Source organism: Collinsella sp. SGI.180 (assembly GCF_050313455.1).
GTDB lineage: Bacteria > Actinomycetota > Coriobacteriia > Coriobacteriales > Coriobacteriaceae > Collinsella.
Genome location: NZ_JBNPLL010000002.1, coordinates 66,640 through 84,376, shown reverse-complemented (window position 1 = coordinate 84,376; position 17,737 = coordinate 66,640). Strand labels below are relative to the sequence as shown.

12 protein-coding genes are annotated in these 17,737 nt (G+C 60.7%); 11 read left to right on the top strand and 1 reads right to left on the bottom strand.

The window, feature by feature from the left end; genetic code table 11:
- Positions 1 to 374: 374 nt before the first annotated feature.
- The 9 genes from ACQRAP_RS01200 to ACQRAP_RS01160 all read left to right on the top strand — a co-directional run bounded on the left by ACQRAP_RS01200 (position 375) and on the right by ACQRAP_RS01160 (position 12,529).
- Positions 375 to 2,513, top strand: coding sequence for a DUF4118 domain-containing protein (locus ACQRAP_RS01200; RefSeq protein ID WP_427728718.1), 2,139 nt, complete (start codon positions 375 to 377; stop codon positions 2,511 to 2,513).
- Positions 2,510 to 3,415 (top strand): hypothetical protein, encoded by a 906-nt coding sequence (locus tag ACQRAP_RS01195; RefSeq protein WP_427728720.1) that lies wholly within the window; start codon positions 2,510 to 2,512, stop codon positions 3,413 to 3,415. Before ACQRAP_RS01200 ends, ACQRAP_RS01195 begins: the two co-directional genes overlap by 4 nt.
- Complete coding sequence (locus ACQRAP_RS01190) at positions 3,412 to 5,292, top strand: DUF2194 domain-containing protein (protein ID WP_427794692.1); 1,881 nt, start codon at positions 3,412 to 3,414, stop codon at positions 5,290 to 5,292. The genes ACQRAP_RS01195 and ACQRAP_RS01190 overlap by 4 nt, the downstream gene beginning before the upstream one ends.
- Positions 5,289 to 6,716 carry a GT4 family glycosyltransferase PelF gene (gene pelF / locus ACQRAP_RS01185; RefSeq protein ID WP_427794691.1) on the top strand — a complete coding sequence of 476 codons (1,428 nt, stop codon included), beginning with the start codon at positions 5,289 to 5,291 and terminating at the stop codon, positions 6,714 to 6,716. The genes ACQRAP_RS01190 and pelF overlap by 4 nt, the downstream gene beginning before the upstream one ends.
- Positions 6,717 to 6,719: 3 nt before the next feature.
- Positions 6,720 to 8,264, top strand: coding sequence for an exopolysaccharide Pel transporter PelG (gene pelG / locus ACQRAP_RS01180; RefSeq protein WP_427794690.1), 1,545 nt, complete (start codon positions 6,720 to 6,722; stop codon positions 8,262 to 8,264).
- Complete coding sequence (locus ACQRAP_RS01175; RefSeq protein WP_427794689.1) at positions 8,254 to 10,023, top strand: CotH kinase family protein; 1,770 nt, start codon at positions 8,254 to 8,256, stop codon at positions 10,021 to 10,023. The genes pelG and ACQRAP_RS01175 overlap by 11 nt, the downstream gene beginning before the upstream one ends.
- Positions 10,010 to 10,801: a polyphosphate polymerase domain-containing protein gene (locus ACQRAP_RS01170; RefSeq protein ID WP_427794688.1), complete on the top strand. Its 792-nt coding sequence runs from the start codon at positions 10,010 to 10,012 to the stop codon at positions 10,799 to 10,801. The genes ACQRAP_RS01175 and ACQRAP_RS01170 overlap by 14 nt, the downstream gene beginning before the upstream one ends.
- Before the next feature lie 3 nt (positions 10,802 to 10,804).
- Positions 10,805 to 11,470 (top strand): DUF4956 domain-containing protein, encoded by a 666-nt coding sequence (locus ACQRAP_RS01165; RefSeq protein ID WP_427794687.1) that lies wholly within the window; start codon positions 10,805 to 10,807, stop codon positions 11,468 to 11,470.
- A 66-nt stretch (positions 11,471 to 11,536) separates the two neighbouring features.
- A complete protein-coding gene (locus tag ACQRAP_RS01160; protein ID WP_427794686.1) occupies positions 11,537 to 12,529 on the top strand; it encodes a PLP-dependent transferase in 993 nt (330 codons plus the stop codon).
- Positions 12,530 to 12,630: 101 nt separating this feature from the next.
- Here the strand turns inward: ACQRAP_RS01160 and ACQRAP_RS01155 are convergent, their stop codons facing one another.
- Positions 12,631 to 12,975 carry a winged helix-turn-helix domain-containing protein gene (locus tag ACQRAP_RS01155; RefSeq protein ID WP_427794685.1) on the bottom strand — a complete coding sequence of 115 codons (345 nt, stop codon included), beginning with the start codon at positions 12,973 to 12,975 and terminating at the stop codon, positions 12,631 to 12,633.
- Positions 12,976 to 13,168: 193 nt separating this feature from the next.
- Between ACQRAP_RS01155 and ACQRAP_RS01150 the strand changes: the two genes are divergently transcribed.
- A complete protein-coding gene (locus ACQRAP_RS01150; RefSeq protein WP_427794684.1) occupies positions 13,169 to 14,680 on the top strand; it encodes an IMP dehydrogenase in 1,512 nt (503 codons plus the stop codon).
- A gap of 370 nt (positions 14,681 to 15,050) precedes the next feature.
- Entirely contained in the window at positions 15,051 to 17,627 is a 2,577-nt protein-coding gene (gene leuS, locus ACQRAP_RS01145; protein ID WP_427747319.1) for a leucine--tRNA ligase, read from the top strand.
- Positions 17,628 to 17,737 lie beyond the last annotated feature (110 nt).

The window sequence follows — 17,737 nt, the reverse complement described above, 5'->3', positions numbered from 1 at the left end:
GTCGCGGACGCAAGTTAAGGGGGCAAGGGATGGAACAGACAATGCGGCGCCAAGGGTGTTCGCGAGTCAGAGGTGGCTAAGGTACTCGCTCTTCTTGATTACTATGGCACTTCGCTTGGTATTGCTGGACGTAGCAGCAACTGCGCACGCAAGCTCATACTGGAGGGCGGGCTCGTCGTCGGGAGATTTAGGTCAATTTGCTCTAAAGGTTGTTTTCCGAGTGGTCTCTTATCGTGCCTTTGCCTTAGGGTGCTTGGTTTTCATCCTCTAAAGATGTTCTTAAAACTGCCTTAAAGGCGTCCCGGCTCGCGTTGACGGCGTACAATACGCATGTTTGACTATGGCAAATGTGGAATTCAGGGGAGGGGTGCGCCATGGAGGTGCTGGTTGTTGGCAACACCGCATATGTTGACGATGACTTTTGTGCCAAGGCGTTCCCCGGGGACCACGTTAAGGTCGTCGCTGCCGCGGAAGCGCGCCGCGATGAATCGTCGCCCCATGCCTCGTGGAATGAGCTCCTCCAGCACTTGGAGCAGGCCTACGAGTTCGACCGCGTGGTCTACCTATCCAATTACCTTACCCCGCATACCGATATCGTGGGCGATATCGAGCTGCTGCGCTCGGTCTTTCGTGCGTGCGCGGGTCGCCGGGTCCAGCTGCTGTATGTAGCGGGGCCCGCGGGTGCCGCGGGTGCCGCCGATGCCACGGGGCGAACGGGCAAGGGCATTATCGCGCGCGCAGCCAACGACCTGTGCCGCTACTACGCTGCTCGCGAGGGCGTTCAAACCAAGATCCTGCGCGTGCCGTTCCTGTATACCGCGTCTGCCGCACTGGAGGACCCGTTTTTGGTGCCGCTATTTGACGCGTGCTCAACCGGATCGGTCGCTTTGCAGGGCGCGGAGGACGCGCCGTTTCCGCTGCTGTGTGCCGAGGAACTCGCGGTGCTGGTGCATCGCATCTTTGACAGCTGGGACGCCTCCTTTGAGACGCTCGATGTTGCCGATACCTTCCATCACACGTCAGGTGAGGTGGGCGAGGCCCTCAAGGCGCTGTTCCCAGGGCTTTCAGTTGCCTATGGCGATTCTGCCGGCTATGCCCTGCCCGTCAGCGACATCGTTCGCGTTCGCTATGGCTGGTTTCAGCGCTACGACCCGTTTCGTGATCTTTCGACCATTCATGCTCGCTGGGATGCTGGCCGCGCAGGGAAGGTCAACCCCTTGCGCGCCGCCATCGACCGCATCCAGATGCACACGCTGCCTATTAAATGCCTGGAGACGGGCGTTGCCTGGGTCCTGTTCGAGGTGCTGGAGTATTTGTTCTCGCAATCTGCCCAGCTCAACGTGCTCGATTATCGCCTGCTCTACGTCGTGCTCATCGGCACGCTGTATGGCCTGGACTTTGGTCTGGTTGCGGCGCTGCTGGCATCGGTTGGGTTGGCTGTGAGCTACTTTACCCAGTATGGCTATACCTTCCAGGGCCTCTTTTACGAGCCGTCCAACTGGCTGCCGTTTATCGCGTACTTTGTGGTGGGTGCCGTATGCGGCTACGTGCAGCTGCGCAATAGCGAGGCCATTAAGGTGGAGCGCGACCAAAACGAGCTCGTGCGTAATCGCAATACGTTCCTCACGCAGCTCTATCACGATGCTATCGAGGACAAGCGCACCTACAAGCGCCAGATTGTGGGGCGTCACGATAGCTTTGGCAAGATCTTTGCCGTGACGCAAGAGCTCGACGTGCTCAACCCGCGCGACATCTACCGCAAGTGCTGTGAGCTCATGGGTGAGATTCTCGAAAACAATTCGGTGACGATCTACCACGTTTCGGGCGGGGCGTTTGCACGTCTGGTGGCGGCGAGTCCCGTGATTGCCGAAGACGCCACGCGCTCGCTCACGCTTGAGCAACTTGCACCCCTTTTGGGCGGCGGGGGTCGTTCGAACCTGTGGGTCAATCGCGAGCTAACGCCGGGGCTTCCCATGTTTGGATATACGATCGAGCGCGACGGGGCGCCCGCCGTGTTGATCTTTGTGCGTCGTGCGGCCGAGAACCAAATGACGCTCTATTACCAAAACCTGTTCCGCATCTTGTGCGGACTGGTCGAAAGCGCGCTGGGCCGTGCCTTTGACTATGAGGCGGTGGCGCAGGATAAACGCTGCGTCGATGGCACGTGCGTGCTCAAGCAGGCGGCCTTTGGTCAAGAGCTCGCGGCCGAGCAGGCGCTGTCGGATGGCAAGATGGGCAGCTTTTTGCTCCTGCGCGTGGTGCCGGGCATGGAGCCTGTCGGCGAGCTGGTGGGCGCAATTGGGTCGGCAATCCGCGAGAGCGATGCGGCGGGCCTGGTCGACGGTGACGTGCTTTACCTGCTTATGCGCCAGGCAAAGGCGAGCGACCTCCCCATTATCCGCGAGCGCCTGAGCGCGAAGCGGATTGCGGTGGAGCCCGTCGACGGCGAGGACATCGTGGCGCTTCTGCAGCACATCGCTGACACCGGTGACGGTGAGGGGGATGTCGCTTGATCTCGCTTGTCGTTGCTGCCGTCTTGCTGCTGATTCATGCGCTGGTTTGCCTGGTGTTGTGGACGCTTATGAAGTTGGGCCTGCTGCCGGTGCGCGGGCATATGCTGGCCGTGATGGTACTCGTGCCGTTGTGGGGACCGCTGCTGGTGGTGCTGCTTATCACGCGTAGCGCCGTGTTTGGCGCGGACCTTAAGGACGCCACGCTAGAGTCGCTGCGCATTAACGACGAGCTGCATCGCAGCATCTTGGTGCACGACCGTGAAGCCGATGCGGGCGTGATCCCGCTCGAGGAGGCGCTCATCGTCAACGACCCGGCAGACCGGCGCCGCCTCATGCTCTCCATGCTTACCGAGGAGCCCGATGCGTACCTGGCGCAGCTGCAGGCGGCTAAGCTGAACGACGACGTTGAAGTGGCGCACTATGCCGCGACGGCGGTGGCGCAGATCTCCAAGGAGTCCGACCTTAAACTGCAGCAGCTGGAGCGCGCCTTTAAGACCGACCCGAGCGCGCAAAACCTCAACGAATACTGCGATTTTCTTGGTGAGTATTTAGACTCGGGTTTGGCTGAGGGGCGCGTGGCTCAGATTCAGCGTCAACAGTACGCACGTCTGCTTGCGCGCCGCTGTGAGCGCGAGGACACCTTTGAGCTGCGCATTCGGTATGCCGCGGCGCTGGCCGATGTCGACCAGATCGACGAGGCGCAGGCCGTGACCGACCAGCTCGTGCTCGACGCGCCCGAGGAGCAGGAGGTTTGGATGCTTTGCCTGCGCCTGGCCGTGATGCGCCGCGACGGTGACGAGGTCCACCGCGTGATCGATGCGATCGACAAACAGCATGTGTACTTGAGCGCCGCCAACCGCGAGGAGCTGGCTTTTTGGCGCGACGGGGAGGAGGCCCGATGAGCGTGGTTCAGCATATCCGCGACCGTGCGGGCCATTTTCGCTGGAGGGGCCTGCTCGTGGTGTGGGCGGTCTTTATTGCCATGGCCGCCGTGCTGCTGGTGGAGCGTGCCGGCGTGCAGTACAGTGCGGGCCAGCATAAGCTGGGGATGCTTGCCGCCAACGATGCGGTGCCGGCCTCCTCGGCAATATTTGGTCAAAAGCCCACGTGCCTGGTCATTACCGATTCCGATCAGACGGGCGTCGAGGACGTAAAGGAGCAGTTCGACCAGATTCTGCTCGACATGAAGATCGCGCACCGCGACGTGGACCTTGCCCTGGACGGCGCGGATGCCATTCCCTCGCTGACGTCCTTCGATCGCGTGATTTTGCTCATGCCGTCGCTCGATGGGCTCGGTACGCACCTGACCGATATTATGAGTTGGGTGAGTGCCGGCGGTTCGCTTATGCTCGCCATGCCGCCGGATAATTCGAGCTATCTGCAGGTGATTGCTCCCAATCTTGGTATTGAATCGGCCGGATACGACTATGTAATAGCCGAAAGCATTGTGCCGAGCGAGGACTTTATGCTGGGCGGGGGAGAGCGCTACGGGCTCTCGGACCCCTTTGATTCGTCGCTTTCGGTTTCGCTGCGCGAGACGGCGCGTGTGTGGGCTAAGACCGGCGATGCAGGCGCCCCGCTCATTTGGTCCAATGACTGCGGTAGCGGACGCACCGTGGTATGTAATATCGGTGTCTACGACAAGGTCATGCGCGGGTTTTACGCCGCGGCGATCAGCCTGCTCGGCGATGCCACGGCCTATCCGGTCATCAACAGTGCCGTCTTCTATCTGGACGACTTTCCCAGCCCTGTGCCCTCGGGCGACGGCACCTACATCAAGCGCGACTACGGGCTTTCCATCGCCGACTTTTATGCCAAGGTCTGGTGGCCCGATCTGCAAAAGCTCGCGCAAAAATACGGCATTCGCTTTACCGGTGTGATGATCGAAAACTACGAGGACGCGGTCAACCAGACCGAGCCCGCGCGTCAGGCCGATACCACGCAGTTTCGCTACTTTGGCGGCATGCTGCTGCAGATGGGCGGAGAGCTGGGCTTTCACGGCTACAACCATCAGCCGCTGGCGCTCTGGGATACCGACTATGGCACGCTGTACGACTACAAGACGTGGAAGAACAAGGAGACGCTTGTTGCATCGCTCAACGAGCTTATCGCCTTTCAGGACGAGGTGCTGCCCAACGCGCACGGCTCGGTCTACGTGCCGCCGTCAAACATCCTTTCGGCTCGCGCCCGCAAGATTATTGGCGAGGACGTGCCGCGCATTAAGACCATCGCCAGTACGTATTTTGAGGATGGTACCGACCTGCCGTACGTGCAGGAGTTTAGCGTGGCGAGCGATGGCATTGTGGAGCAGCCGCGTATTGTCTCGGGCGGCATGGTCGACGATTCCTATATGCGCCTGGCTGCCGTGTCCGAGCTCAACATGCACTATGTGAGTACGCACTTTATGCACCCGGACGACTTGCTCGATCCCGATCGCGGCGCCAGGCAAGGCTGGGAGATCTATAAGGGCGGCCTGACCGACTACCTGGACTGGCTTACCAAGTCTGCGCCCGACCTGCGTCGCCAGACCGGCTCGGAATGCTCGGGCGCCATCCAGCGCTTTTCGTCCGTGACGGTGAGCGTGAATACAGGCGCGGATGCCTGGACGCTTAACCTGGGCAATTTCCACGACGAGGCGTGGCTCATGTTCCGTGCCAATAACGGCGAGCCGGGAGCAGTCACGGGTGGCGAGATTACGCATCTGACGGGCGACCTGTACCTGGTTAAAGCTACGGACAAGACGGTTACTATTGCGCGCAAGGAGGGTGGCGACAAATGAGAATCTGCTTGGTACTCGAGGGTTGCTACCCCTATGTGCACGGTGGCGTGTCCACCTGGATGCACGGCTATATACAGGCCATGCCCGAGCACGAGTTTGTGCTGTGGGTGATTGGCGCGCATGCGGCCGACCGCGGCAAGTTTGTCTACGAGCTGCCCAAAAACGTGGTCGAGGTGCACGAGGTGTTTCTGGACGACGCCTTGCGCCTTTCGGGCGAGCAGGAAGAGGCCGACTTTAACGACCGCGAGCGCGATGCGCTGCGCCGCCTGGTGTCGCTCTCTAATCCGGATTGGGACGTGCTGTTCGATATCTTCCAGCGTCGTCGCGTGCATCCGCTCTCGTTTTTGCAGAGCCGCACGTTTATGGATATCTTTCGCGACGTGTGCCTGGCCGAGTACCCCTACACGCCTTTTGCCGACGCATTCCATACCATGCGCTCCATGCTGCTGCCCGTGCTCTACCTGCTGGGCAGCGAGGTGCCGGTGGCCGATGTGTACCACGCCATCTCGACCGGCTACGGCGGCCTGCTCGCCTGCTTGGGTTCAAGCGTTCACCATGCGCCGGTGCTGCTCACCGAGCACGGCATCTACACGCGCGAGCGCGAGGAGGAGATTATTCGCGCCGACTGGGTGGTGCCGTCGTTTAAGGACCGCTGGATTCGCTTTTTCTACCTGCTTTCGGAGGAGATCTACCGTCGCGCCTTCCGCGTGACCAGTTTGTTTCATAACGCCCGTAAGACGCAGATCGACATGGGCTGCGATGCGGACAAGTGCCTGGTCATCCCCAATGGCATTCAGTTCGACCGCTTTAAGGACATTCCCTTAAAGCCCGATGACGGCTGGGTTGACATTGGCGCGGTGGTGCGCCTGGCGCCCATCAAAGACGTCAAGACCATGATCTATGCCTTCTTTGAGCTGCACGAGCGCGTCCCTAAGGTGCGCCTGCATATCATGGGCGGCGTGGACGACGAGGAGTACGGCGCCGAGTGCCACGCGCTGGTCGATACCCTGGGCGTGCGCGACCTGATCTTTACCGGCCGCGTCAACGTGGTCGAGTACATGGAAAAGCTGGACTTTACCATTTTGACGAGCATCTCCGAGGGCCAGCCGCTCAGCGTGCTGGAGTCGCTTGCCGCGCGTCGTCCCTGCGTGACGACCGAGGTGGGCTGCTGCCGTGAGCTGCTCGAAGGCGCCCCGGGCGACGACTTTGGCGTGGCGGGATTTGTGACGCCGCCTATGTATCGCAAGGGCCTGGCCGATGCCATGGAGCGCATGTGCGCAAGCCGTGCCCGCCGTATCGAGATGGGGGAGCGCGGCCAGCGTCGCGTTGCCACGTACTTTTTGCACGAGCAGATGCTCGCCAACTATCGCGCGCTGTACGACGAGACAGCGCGTGCGTATGATTTGCCCAGAGAGGGGGAGTAGCCGGTGGCCGGAATCGGTTTTGAGCTCAAGCGCCTGTTTAGACGCAAGGGTCTGTTTGCCACGATGCGCGCCTACGGCTACGCCGGCATTGTGTGCACGGGCCCCATGCTGCTGGGCGTGCTGCTCCAGGTGGGTATCTTGGTGCTGTGCGGTTTGTGGGGTGTGGGCCGCGCCAACCAGGATTTGCTGGTGTGCATGGTGACCTATACGCTGCTAGCGTCGCTTACGCTCACGAGCTTTTTCTCCATGCCGGTCACGCGCTTTTTGGCGGACATGCTGTTTGCGGAGCGCGAGGATGAGATTCTGCCCTCGTTTTGGGGTTCCAACGCCATCATGCTGGTTACGGGCGCGGCGCTCTACGGCGTCTTTTTGCTGTTTTCGGGCGCCACGCTGCTTCAGGGGCTGCTGTGCCTGTGGCTGTTCAACATTATGATCGTCAACTGGAACGGCATGAACTACCTCACCGCTATTAAGGACTACCGTGGCATTCTGTGCAGCTTTGTGGCTGCCATTGGCGTGGCGTGCCTGTGCGCCCTGGCCGCGCTGGCGCTGGGGCTGCCGCCGGTCGAGGGCCTACTGGCGTCAATCGCCCTGGGCTACGGCGTCATGCTCGCCTGGGACGTGGTGCTGCTGTACCGGTATTTTCCGCAGAGTGACCGCAGCCCCTGGCTCTTTTTGCGCTGGCTCGATCGGTTTATGCCGCTGGCGCTCACGGGCCTGTTTACCAACCTGGGGCTCTTTGCGCACCTGGTAATTATTTGGGCCGGCCCCATTGGCGTGCAGGTCAAGGGCTTGTTTTATGGCGCGCCCTACCACGATGTTCCGGCGCTCATCGCGTTTTTGACGATCCTGGTGACGACCGTCAACTTTGTGGTCTCGGTCGAGGTCAACTTTTATCCGCGCTACCGCGACTACTACAGCCTGTTCAACGACGGCGGCGTGGTGGGCGACATCGTGGTGGCCGAGGAGGAGATGCTCTCCACGCTCAACAGCGAACTGCGCTTTTGCGCGCTCAAGCAGCTGTTTGTGACGGCGGCGGTCATTTCGCTCGAGACCACGGTGCTCTCGGCCCTGCCGCTGGGCTTTAACAGTCTTATGCACGGGTATTTTCGCACGCTATGCGTGGGCTATGGCCTGTATGCCGTGGGCAATACGGTGATGCTCGTCTTGCTGTACTTTACCGACTACAAGGGGGCCGTGCTGGCCTCGGGCCTGTTTGCCGGTGTGGCGGGGCTGGCGACTGCCGTGTCGCTGCTCTTGCCGCAGCAGTTTTACGGCTTTGGCTTTTTGTTGGGTGCGGCGGTGTTTTTTATCGTGGCGCTGCTGCGACTCGACACCTATACTGCCAACTTGCCGTATCGTATTCTGAGCCAGCAGCCCATGGTGGCGACCGACAAGACGGGTCGCTTTACACAGCTGGGCCGCTTGCTCGACCGTGCCGAGCGGCGCTATGAGGAAGCCCGCCATAAGGGCGAGCCACATGGCGCGTTTGAACGCACGGTGGTCCGTGTGTATCGCAACCATTGGGGAGGTCCTGATGACCGATAGGATGATATCGCGTCGCCGCTTGATTGAGGCGGCTGCCGGCACACTGCTGCTTTCGGGCTGCTCTGCGCAGGACGAATCCTCGACAAAAAAGGCCAAGAAGCAGGGCAAGATTAACAAGGCCGAGACCTCGGGAGAGGCCAAGCACCTGCGCGATAAGGACGAACTGTACGAGGTCTACGACGACTCGGGCATTGTGACCATGTACCTGACGGTCTCGCGCGGCAACAGCTCCGAGAACACCGATCATAGCTGGGCCGAGATTAATACGTACTCGGTGTACGACTATGCCGACATGGGCGTGACACGCTATCAGGTTATGGGCCTGCTGCAGCCAGGCGATGATAAGGGCCCCGTTGCTGGCGAGGTGGGCTATGGCGAGGAGGCCCCCAACGCCACCGTGCAAGTGCGCGGTCAGACGTCGAGTACCTATACGCAAAAGAACTACAAGGTGGAGCTCAAAAAGGGCAAGGGCACGTGGCGTCAGCAGCGCGCGATTGCGCTCAACAAGCATATGGGCGAGGGCATGCGCTTTCGTAACAAGATGGCCTACGATTTGATCCGTGGCATTCCCCAGATGATGGGCCTGCGCACGCAGTTTGTGCACTTATGGGTGTGCGACCAGACCGAAAAATCCAACGACACCTTTGAAGACTACGGTCTGTTTACGCAGGTCGAGCAGCTCAACAAGACGGCGCTCAAGGCCCACGGTCTGGATAAGAGCGGGCATCTGTATAAGGTGAACAGCTTCGATTTCCATCGCTTTGAGGACACCATTAAGCTCACCGATGACCCCGACTATAACCAGGCGGCGTTTGAGGGCATGCTCGAGATTAAGGGCGACTCGGACCACACCAAGCTCATCGAGATGCTCGATGCGCTCAACGACGAATCGCAAAAGATCGATGACGTGCTCGACACCTACTTTGATACCGAGAACCTGGTCTATTGGCTGGCGTTTCAGATTCTGACGGGCAACTGCGACACGCAGAACCGTAACTGCTATCTGTACAGCCCGCTTAACTCCAAGGTTTGGTACATCCTGGATTGGGATAACGACGGCATGCTGCGCAAGCTCGAGTTGAGCCTGACGGGGTTCTCGGATTATGCGAGCTGGGAGCGCGGCGTGAGCAACTACTGGGGCAACGTGCTGTTTAACCGCGCGTTGCGCAGCAAGTCGTTCCGCAGCGAACTCGACCGTGCCGTCAAGGACTTGCGCTCGTATTTGACTGAGGAGCGCCTGAGCAAGATGATCGAGCATTATCGCGAGGTCACGGAGCCGCTCGTCTTTGCTGCGCCCGACCTGGAGCATCTGCCCGTGACCAAGGACGAATACGAGCAGATCGCCGCGGCGATTCCGTCCGAAATCGAGGAGAACTACCAGAGCTTCCGCGAGAGCTATAAGAAGCCCATGCCGTTCTACATTGGCGTGCCGCAGATCGATAACGGCAAGTTGCGTGTGAACTGGGATGCTGCGTACGACTTTGAGGCGCGCGATATTCGCTATACCGTCGAGCTTGCGCGCGACTACGCCATCAATGACGTGCTTTTTAAGGCCGAGGACGTGCTGCTGCCCGAGGTAACGTGCGATGCGCCCGATACCGGCCAGTACTTTGTACGCGTGCGTGCCACCAACTCCGACGGCTATACGCAAGATGCGTTTGACTACTATGTGACCGACGATGGCAAGCAGTACGGCATGAAGTGCTTTTACGTGCAAGACGGCGGTAAGGTCGTGGAGGACACGTATGAGGAGGGCTAGCGCGTTGCTTGAGCGCCTGGCGGCCCCGCCTGCGCGTGCCACGCAGGAGCGTTATCGCCACGAGCTCAAATATCTCATTAACGAGGGCGAGCACTCCGCGCTTGCCTGTCGCATGGCGCCGGTTTTTAAACTGGACAAGCATGCGCGCTCGGGTGGCTACACCATTCGCAGCCTGTACTTTGACGACTACTGCAACTCGGCCTACGAGGAAAAAGACGCCGGTATTCTCATGCGCAAAAAGTATCGCGTGCGCATCTATAACGGCAGCGGCAGGGTGATTAAGCTCGAGCGCAAAAAGAAGTACGGCAGCTGGATCTACAAGGAGGACGCGCCGCTCACGCGCGGCGAGTTTGAGCAGATTCTGGCTGGCGACTACGGCTTTTTGCTGAGGAGCCCGCACCAACTCTGCCGCGAGTTCTACATCGAGTGTATCTGCAACATGATGCGCCCGCGGACCATCGTGGACTACGAGCGCGAGCCGTGGGTGATGGATGAGGGCACCGTGCGCATTACGTTTGACATGAACGTGCGTGCCGCGGTGGGTAGCTTTGACATCTTTGACGCGACCCTGCCCGCGCTGCCCGTGCTGGAGCCGGGCAAGCTGGTGATGGAGGTCAAGTTTACCGAGTTTTGTCCGCAGCTGGTGCGCGATATGGTGCCGCCGGGCGCGGCCGAGCTTACGGCGGTCTCCAAGTACTGCCTGTGTTACGAAAAGACCGCCTACCTGCGCGGTTTTGACTACTGGGAATCGGATTTTGAGAACCGAGGGGATATTTAGACCATGAGCACCAGGGACTTTTTTAAGAACTCCGTCTTGGAGGCGTTTGGTCAGGTCGACCCTGCCAAGATCGGTCTGTCGCTGCTCGTGGCGCTCGCCATGGGCATCCTGATCTATTACGTGTACAAGCGCTATTTTACCGGCGTGGTGTATTCGCGTAGCTTTGCCGTGACGCTCGTGGGCATGTGCGTGCTCACCTGCATGGTCACGCTCGCGATCTCGACAAACGTGGTCATCTCGCTCGGTATGGTCGGTGCTCTGTCCATCGTCCGCTACCGTACGGCGGTCAAGGACCCGCTCGACCTGCTGTATCTGTTTTGGTCCATTACCACGGGCATTACGGCGGGAGCCGGCATGTATGCACTCGTGGGGCTCACGGCAGCAGTGATCGTGCTGATGATCGCCGGCTTTGCGAGCCGCCAGGACAAGTCGCGCGTGTACATGATGGTCATTCACTACACGGGCCAGACCGCTGGCGACGATATCGTGCGCGCGTTTGGGCGCACCAAGTTCACCGTTAAGTCCAAGACTATGCGCGGCGACAAGGTGGAGATGGCCGTCGAGGTGTTCTCTGACGGTGTGGATATGCCCTATGCCGACGCCATCCGTGCCCTCGATGGCGTGGAGGACCTAACGCTCATCCAATACAACGGCGAATACCACGGCTAGAACCCTAGCGAGTAGATTGGGGAAACATCCGCATCGTGGGCTTTTGTTTTGAAGGGACGGTGTCACGTGGACGCACAACAGCTAGAAGAGGCCTGGGCTGCAAGGGCTGGCGCGCGCGAGGTGCGACTGGTTGCAGCCTCGCATGTGCCGGCGGCGCTTTCGCTTCTGGGGATTGTGCGCCCCGGCGATCGCCTGGTGGCCTTTGCGGATGACTTTGCCGAAGCGTTTGCTTGCGGCTTTGAGGGCTGCGATGTCGTGCTGGTGGGCTCGCCGTCCGCCGAGGCGTTTGCTGCTGCGTCCGAGGGCTTTGATGCTTCGCTTGATGCCGAGGGGCCGCACCTGTGGTGGTTCGCCAACTCCATTGGCGCGTTCGGTTTGCGTGTGCCCGATTTGCGCGCGTTAGGCCGCGCCGCGCGTGAGGCCCATGCGCTGCTGGTTGTTGACAACACCGTGGCTGACGTCTTTGGCTGCAATCCGCTGAGCTTGGGCGCCGTGCTGTCGCTCGAGGCACTCGACCGCGTGTGTGCCGGTAAGGCCCCGCGTAAGCTCGTTGCCGCTTCGGTGGCGCGATCGCAGCTCAAGCGCCATCGTGTGGACGCCGCGGCTGAGTGCGCGCATGCGTTGTTTGTGGGCTACGGTGCGTCGGCGCTCGATCTTTATGCTGAGGAGGCCGACGTGCTGGAGCGCGGGCTTTCCTCGCTTAACGCTCGCATGCAGGCGCATTTCGACCGCGCCCGTGCGCTGGCCGAGTATCTGGCCGCGAACGAGATGGTGCGCAACGTGCGCTATCCCGGGCTGAGCTCGCATCCTGACCATGCGGTTGCAACGGGAATCCTCGAGCATGGCTTTGGCCCGGCAGTTGAGTTTGACCTTATCGAGCGTAGCGCGGGAGAGTTGTTCGACGCTTTGCCGGGGGAGTTTCGCACATCGTTCGCCGGCGGCGCAACGACGCGTCTTTCGGCCCCACGTGGCAAGCAGGGGGACACCATCCGCCTCTTCGCCGGCACCGACGATCCCCTGACGGTAGCCGCCGCCCTCGATAACGCCCTCCGGCAGTAGCTAATTTGGGACGGGGCTTTTTTAGCTACCCAATGTCAGTTTTTGGCTATGAGTTAAGAATGCTCTGGATGGGTAGCTAAAAAAGCCCCGTCCCAAATTAGCTACTCTTTGATGGTGTCGATCAGGTCGTTGGCCCTTGCGGCTATGACCTGGTTTATGTCGGCCTGCAGCTCCTCGTAGGCCGCTATGGCTCGCTCGCCGGCGGGGGTGAGCGAGCTCCCGCGGGCGCCGTCGCGCTCGATGAGCTTGCACCCCAGCTGCCCCTCGGCCTCGTTTACAATGCGCCATGCCTTGGAATAGGCCATGCCCATGCTCTTGGCGGCGCGGTTGATCGAGTGTTCGCGGGCGATACCCTGCAGCAGCAAGACGCAGCCGTGGCCGAACACGCCCGGCAGATCTTTGTCGCACGACTGAATGACCAGTTTTGCCGTCGTCTTGTACTCCATGCGCTCCACGTCTCTCCGCTAAAGTATTTGCTGGGCAAACGCAAAGCCTGCGTTAAGCCCTCGTGTGCTCTTCTTAAATCATGCATTGTAGCAGTCAAAGTGCGTTAAGATACTTGCCCAGTATTGGGCGCCCAAGGTTGGGCTGGGTCCTACGAGGCCTGCAGCCGACCGGTCGCATGGAAAAAGGAGAAACATGGCTACGTTCTTTCCCGGTGAGTCCCACACGTTTTCGGAGTATCTGCTGGTCCCTGGTTATTCGTCCTCGCAGTGCATCCCCAACAACGTCTCTCTTAAGACGCCGCTAACCCGCTTTAAGCGCGGCGAGAAGCCGGCAATCACCCTGAACATCCCCATGGTTTCCGCCATCATGCAGTCCGTCTCGGGCGTCGACATGGGTGTCGCGCTCGCTACCGAGGGTGGCCTGTCCTTCATTTACGGTTCCCAGACCCCCGAGTCCGAGGCCGCCATGGTCAAGGCCGTCAAGGATCACAAGGCCGGCTTTGTCCAGTCCGATTCCACGCTGACCCCCGATATGACCATGGAGCAGGTCATCGAGCTCAAGGAGAAGACCGGTCACTCCACCATGCCGGTCACCGACGACGGCACTCCCAAGGGCAAACTCCTGGGTATCGTCACCAGCCGTGACTATCGCCCCAGCCGCGATGACCACCAAAAGAAGGTCTCCGAGTTCATGACCCCGCGTGAGCAGCTCATCGTGGGCGACAAGAACATCAGCCTCAAGGTTGCCAACGACGTCATCTGGGACAACAAGCTCAACGCCCTGCCCATCGTCGACGACAACGATCACCTTATGGGCATCGTCTTCCGCAAGGACTACGACAGCCACAAGACCAACCCCAACGAGCTGCTCGACGGCGATAAGCGCTACATGGTCGGCGCCGGCATTAACACCCGCGACTATGCCGAGCGCGTGCCGCTGCTCATCGAGGCCGGCGCCGATGTCCTGTGCATCGACTCTTCCGAGGGCTTCAGCGAGTGGCAGAAGCGCACCATCGAGTGGATCCGCGCCAACTACGGCGAGGATGTTAAGGTCGGTGCCGGCAACGTCGTTGACGCCGAGGGCTTCCGCTTCCTGGCCGACTGCGGTGCCGACTTCATCAAGGTGGGTATCGGCGGCGGTTCCATCTGCATTACCCGCGAGACCAAGGGTATCGGCCGTGGCCAGGCCACCGCGCTGATCGACGTCTGCCGCGCTCGCGACGAGTACTACGAGGAGACCGGCGTCTACGTGCCCGTATGCTCCGACGGCGGTATCGTCTACGACTACCACATGACGCTCGCCCTTGCCATGGGTGCCGACTTTATGATGCTGGGTCGCTACTTCGCCCGCTTTGACGAGAGCCCGACCGAGCGCGTCAACGTCAACGGTCAGTACATGAAGGAGTACTGGGGCGAGGGTTCTGCGCGTGCCCGCAACTGGCAGCGCTACGACCTGGGCGGCGCCGCGAAACTCAGCTTCGTCGAGGGCGTCGACTCCTACGTTCCCTACGCCGGCTCCCTTAAGGACGGCGTGGGCGGCACGCTCTACAAGATCAAGTCCACGATGTGCAACTGCGGTGCCCTCTCGATCCCCGAGCTCCAGGAAAAGGCACGCCTGACCCTGGTGAGCTCGACCTCGATCGTCGAAGGCGGCGCCCACGACGTAGTCGTCAAGGATTCGCAGCAAAGCGTCAGCTACCGCTAAGCGGCTTTCCCAAGCACCGCACCTTGCCGTTCAAACCGTCGCTCGCGTACCAAAGTACGCGTCGCTCCTCTTTCACGGCAATCTGCGGCACTTGGAAAACCCGACCATGCTTGGGCAGGTAACAATTAGCGGTTGATTCACAACCACGTTATTAAGATAAAGCGAGATGCCTGCAAGTCGCAGGCATCTCGCTTGTCGTATTTGCTATCATCAGTCAAGTTAACCTTAGGGTCGGTCGGCTTGGCTTTGTTCGCTACAAGTTCCGCACGCAAAGAAGAGCACTTAATGTGCTCTTCGTCTTGCGCAGGACTGTCCGCAGTAGCGAATAAAGCCAAGCCGACCGACCCCAGCTAAGATTAAAGGAGCTGATATGTGCGATTGCACAGATCATAAGGACGAGATCCCTGCCTACGACGCGCAGGCCATTGAGTCCAAGTGGATGAAGGCCTGGGAGGACTCCAACCTCTTTGCCGTCGACACCGACGCCAGCAAGCCCAAGAAGTACGTGCTCGAGATGTTCCCGTATCCTTCGGGCGACCTGCACATGGGCCACGCGCGCAACTATACCATCGGCGATGCCATGGCCCGTCAGGCCCGTATGCGCGGCTTTGACGTGCTGCATCCCATTGGCTTCGATGCCTTTGGCCTGCCCGCCGAGAACGCCGCCATCAAGCACAACACGCAGGCTGCCGCCTGGACGTATAAGAACATGGACCAGGCGCTCGCCACGATGAAGCGCATGGGCTTCTCCTACGATCTGGATCGCATGGTCAAGACCTGCAGCCCCGACTACTACCGCTGGGGTCAGTGGATCTTTGAGAAGATGTGGGAAAAGGGCCTGGTCTACCGCAAGAAGAACCCGGTCAACTGGTGCCCCAACTGCAAGACCGTTCTGGCCAACGAGCAGGTTACCGAGGGCAAGTGCTGGCGCTGCGGCACCGAGCCCGAGAAGCGCGACCTTGAGCAGTGGTACTACAAGATTACCGAGTACTCCCAGGAGCTGCTCGACGATCTGGAGAAGCTCCCCGGCTGGCCCGAGCGCGTTAAGCAGATGCAGGCCAACTGGATCGGCCGCTCCGAGGGCGCCGAGGTCGACTTTACCCTGTGTGATGCCAACGGCGATCCCATCGAGGGCGACGAGGGCAAGATCACCGTCTTCACCACGCGTGCCGACACGCTCTTTGGCGTCTCCTTCTTTGTCCTGGCTCCCGAGTACGCTCGTCTGCACGAGCTCGTCGAGGGCACGGAGTACGAGGAGGCCGTGACCAAGATCGTCGAGGACTCCAAGCATATCTCTGCCGTCGAGCGTGCCCAGGGCACCCTCGAGAAGCACGGTGCCTTTACGGGGCGCTACGTGGTTAACCCCGTCAACGGCGAGAAGGTTCCCGTGTGGGTTGCCGACTATGTCGTTGCCGATTACGGCACCGGCGCCGTCATGGCCGTTCCCTGCGGCGACCAGCGCGACTTTGAGTTTGCCCGCAAGTACGATCTCCCGATCGTCCCGATCATCCTGGACGATGACGACCGCGCTGCCGTCGAGGCCAGTGGCGAGACCATCGATACCTTCCATGCCGAGACCGTCGACTGGGATTGCGCCCACGCTGCCGAGGGCACGCTCGTTCAGTCCGGCAAGTACACCGGCATGCGCGGCGGTAAGCACTCCGAGGGCGAGGCTGCCATCGTGGCCGACCTCGAGGCCATGGGCTGCGGTCGTCGCAAGGTCGAGTTCCGCCTGCGCGACTGGCTCATCAGCCGTCAGCGCTATTGGGGCAACCCCATCCCGGCCATCCATTGCGAGCACTGCGGCATTGTGCCCGTGCCCGAGGACCAGCTGCCGGTGACGCTGCCCGAGAACCTGGACCTGGGCGCCGGTGAGACCCTCGCCGAGTGCAAGGACTTCTACGAGACCACCTGCCCGGTCTGCGGCCGCCCGGCCAAGCGCGAGACCGATACCATGGACACCTTCACCTGTTCCAGCTGGTATTACCTGCGCTATACCGACCCGCACAACACCGAGCTGCCCTTCTCCCGCGAGGCGGCAGACCGTTGGATGCCCGTCGATAACTACATCGGCGGCATCGAGCACGCCATTTTGCACCTGCTCTACAGCCGCTTCTTTACCAAGGCGCTGCGCGACCTGGGTCTGCTCAGCGTGGACGAGCCCTTTACCAACCTGCTGTGCCAGGGCATGGTCAAGGACGAGAACGGCGACACCATGTCCAAGTCCAAGGGCAACGTCGTGCCTCCGAGCTCGGTTATCGAGCCCTACGGCGCCGACACCATGCGTCTGGCGATCCTGTTTATCGCCCCGCCCGAGAAGGACTTTGACTGGGATCCCAAGGCCGTCGAGGGTGCCAACCGCTTTATCAAGCGCGCCTGGCGTATCGTGTGGCAGCTTGTCCAGTCGGGTGATGCCAACGTTGCCTTCGACAAGTCCGTGCTCGACGAGACCGCGATGAAGCTCTATCGCGAGCGTCACCGCACCATCGCCAAGTGCACCGAGGACTTCGATCGCGGCCAGTTTAACACCGCGATCTCGGCCGTCATGGAGCTCGTCAACGCGGCGAGCGCCTACCTCAACGCCACCGAGGGCGCATCGCGCGACAAGGCACTGTGCTACGGCGTGGCCAAGGACATCGTGAGCGTCCTTGCCCCCATCTGCCCGTTCTGGGCCGATGAGCTGTGGCACGAGGCACTCGGCTGCGAGGGCAACGCCTACACCGCCGCCTGGCCCGAGTTTGACCTGGCCGAGTCCATCGAGGACACGGTGCAGATCGTGGTCCAGGTGCTCGGTAAGGTCCGCGGCCGCATCGATGTGGCCCGCGATGCCTCCAACGAGGAGATGCAGGCTGCCGCCGAGGCCGCTGTTGCCAAGTGGCTCGAGGGCAAGACGGTCGTCAAGGCCATCTGCGTGCCCGGCAAGCTGGTCAACCTGGTGGTTAAGTAAACCTTGCGCATATAGTTGATGCACAATAGACGAGGGACGATCCGGCTGGTTCGTCCCTCTTTTTGGATATGGATACTTGCGACTACACCCAATTATCCATTTCTTGTGGA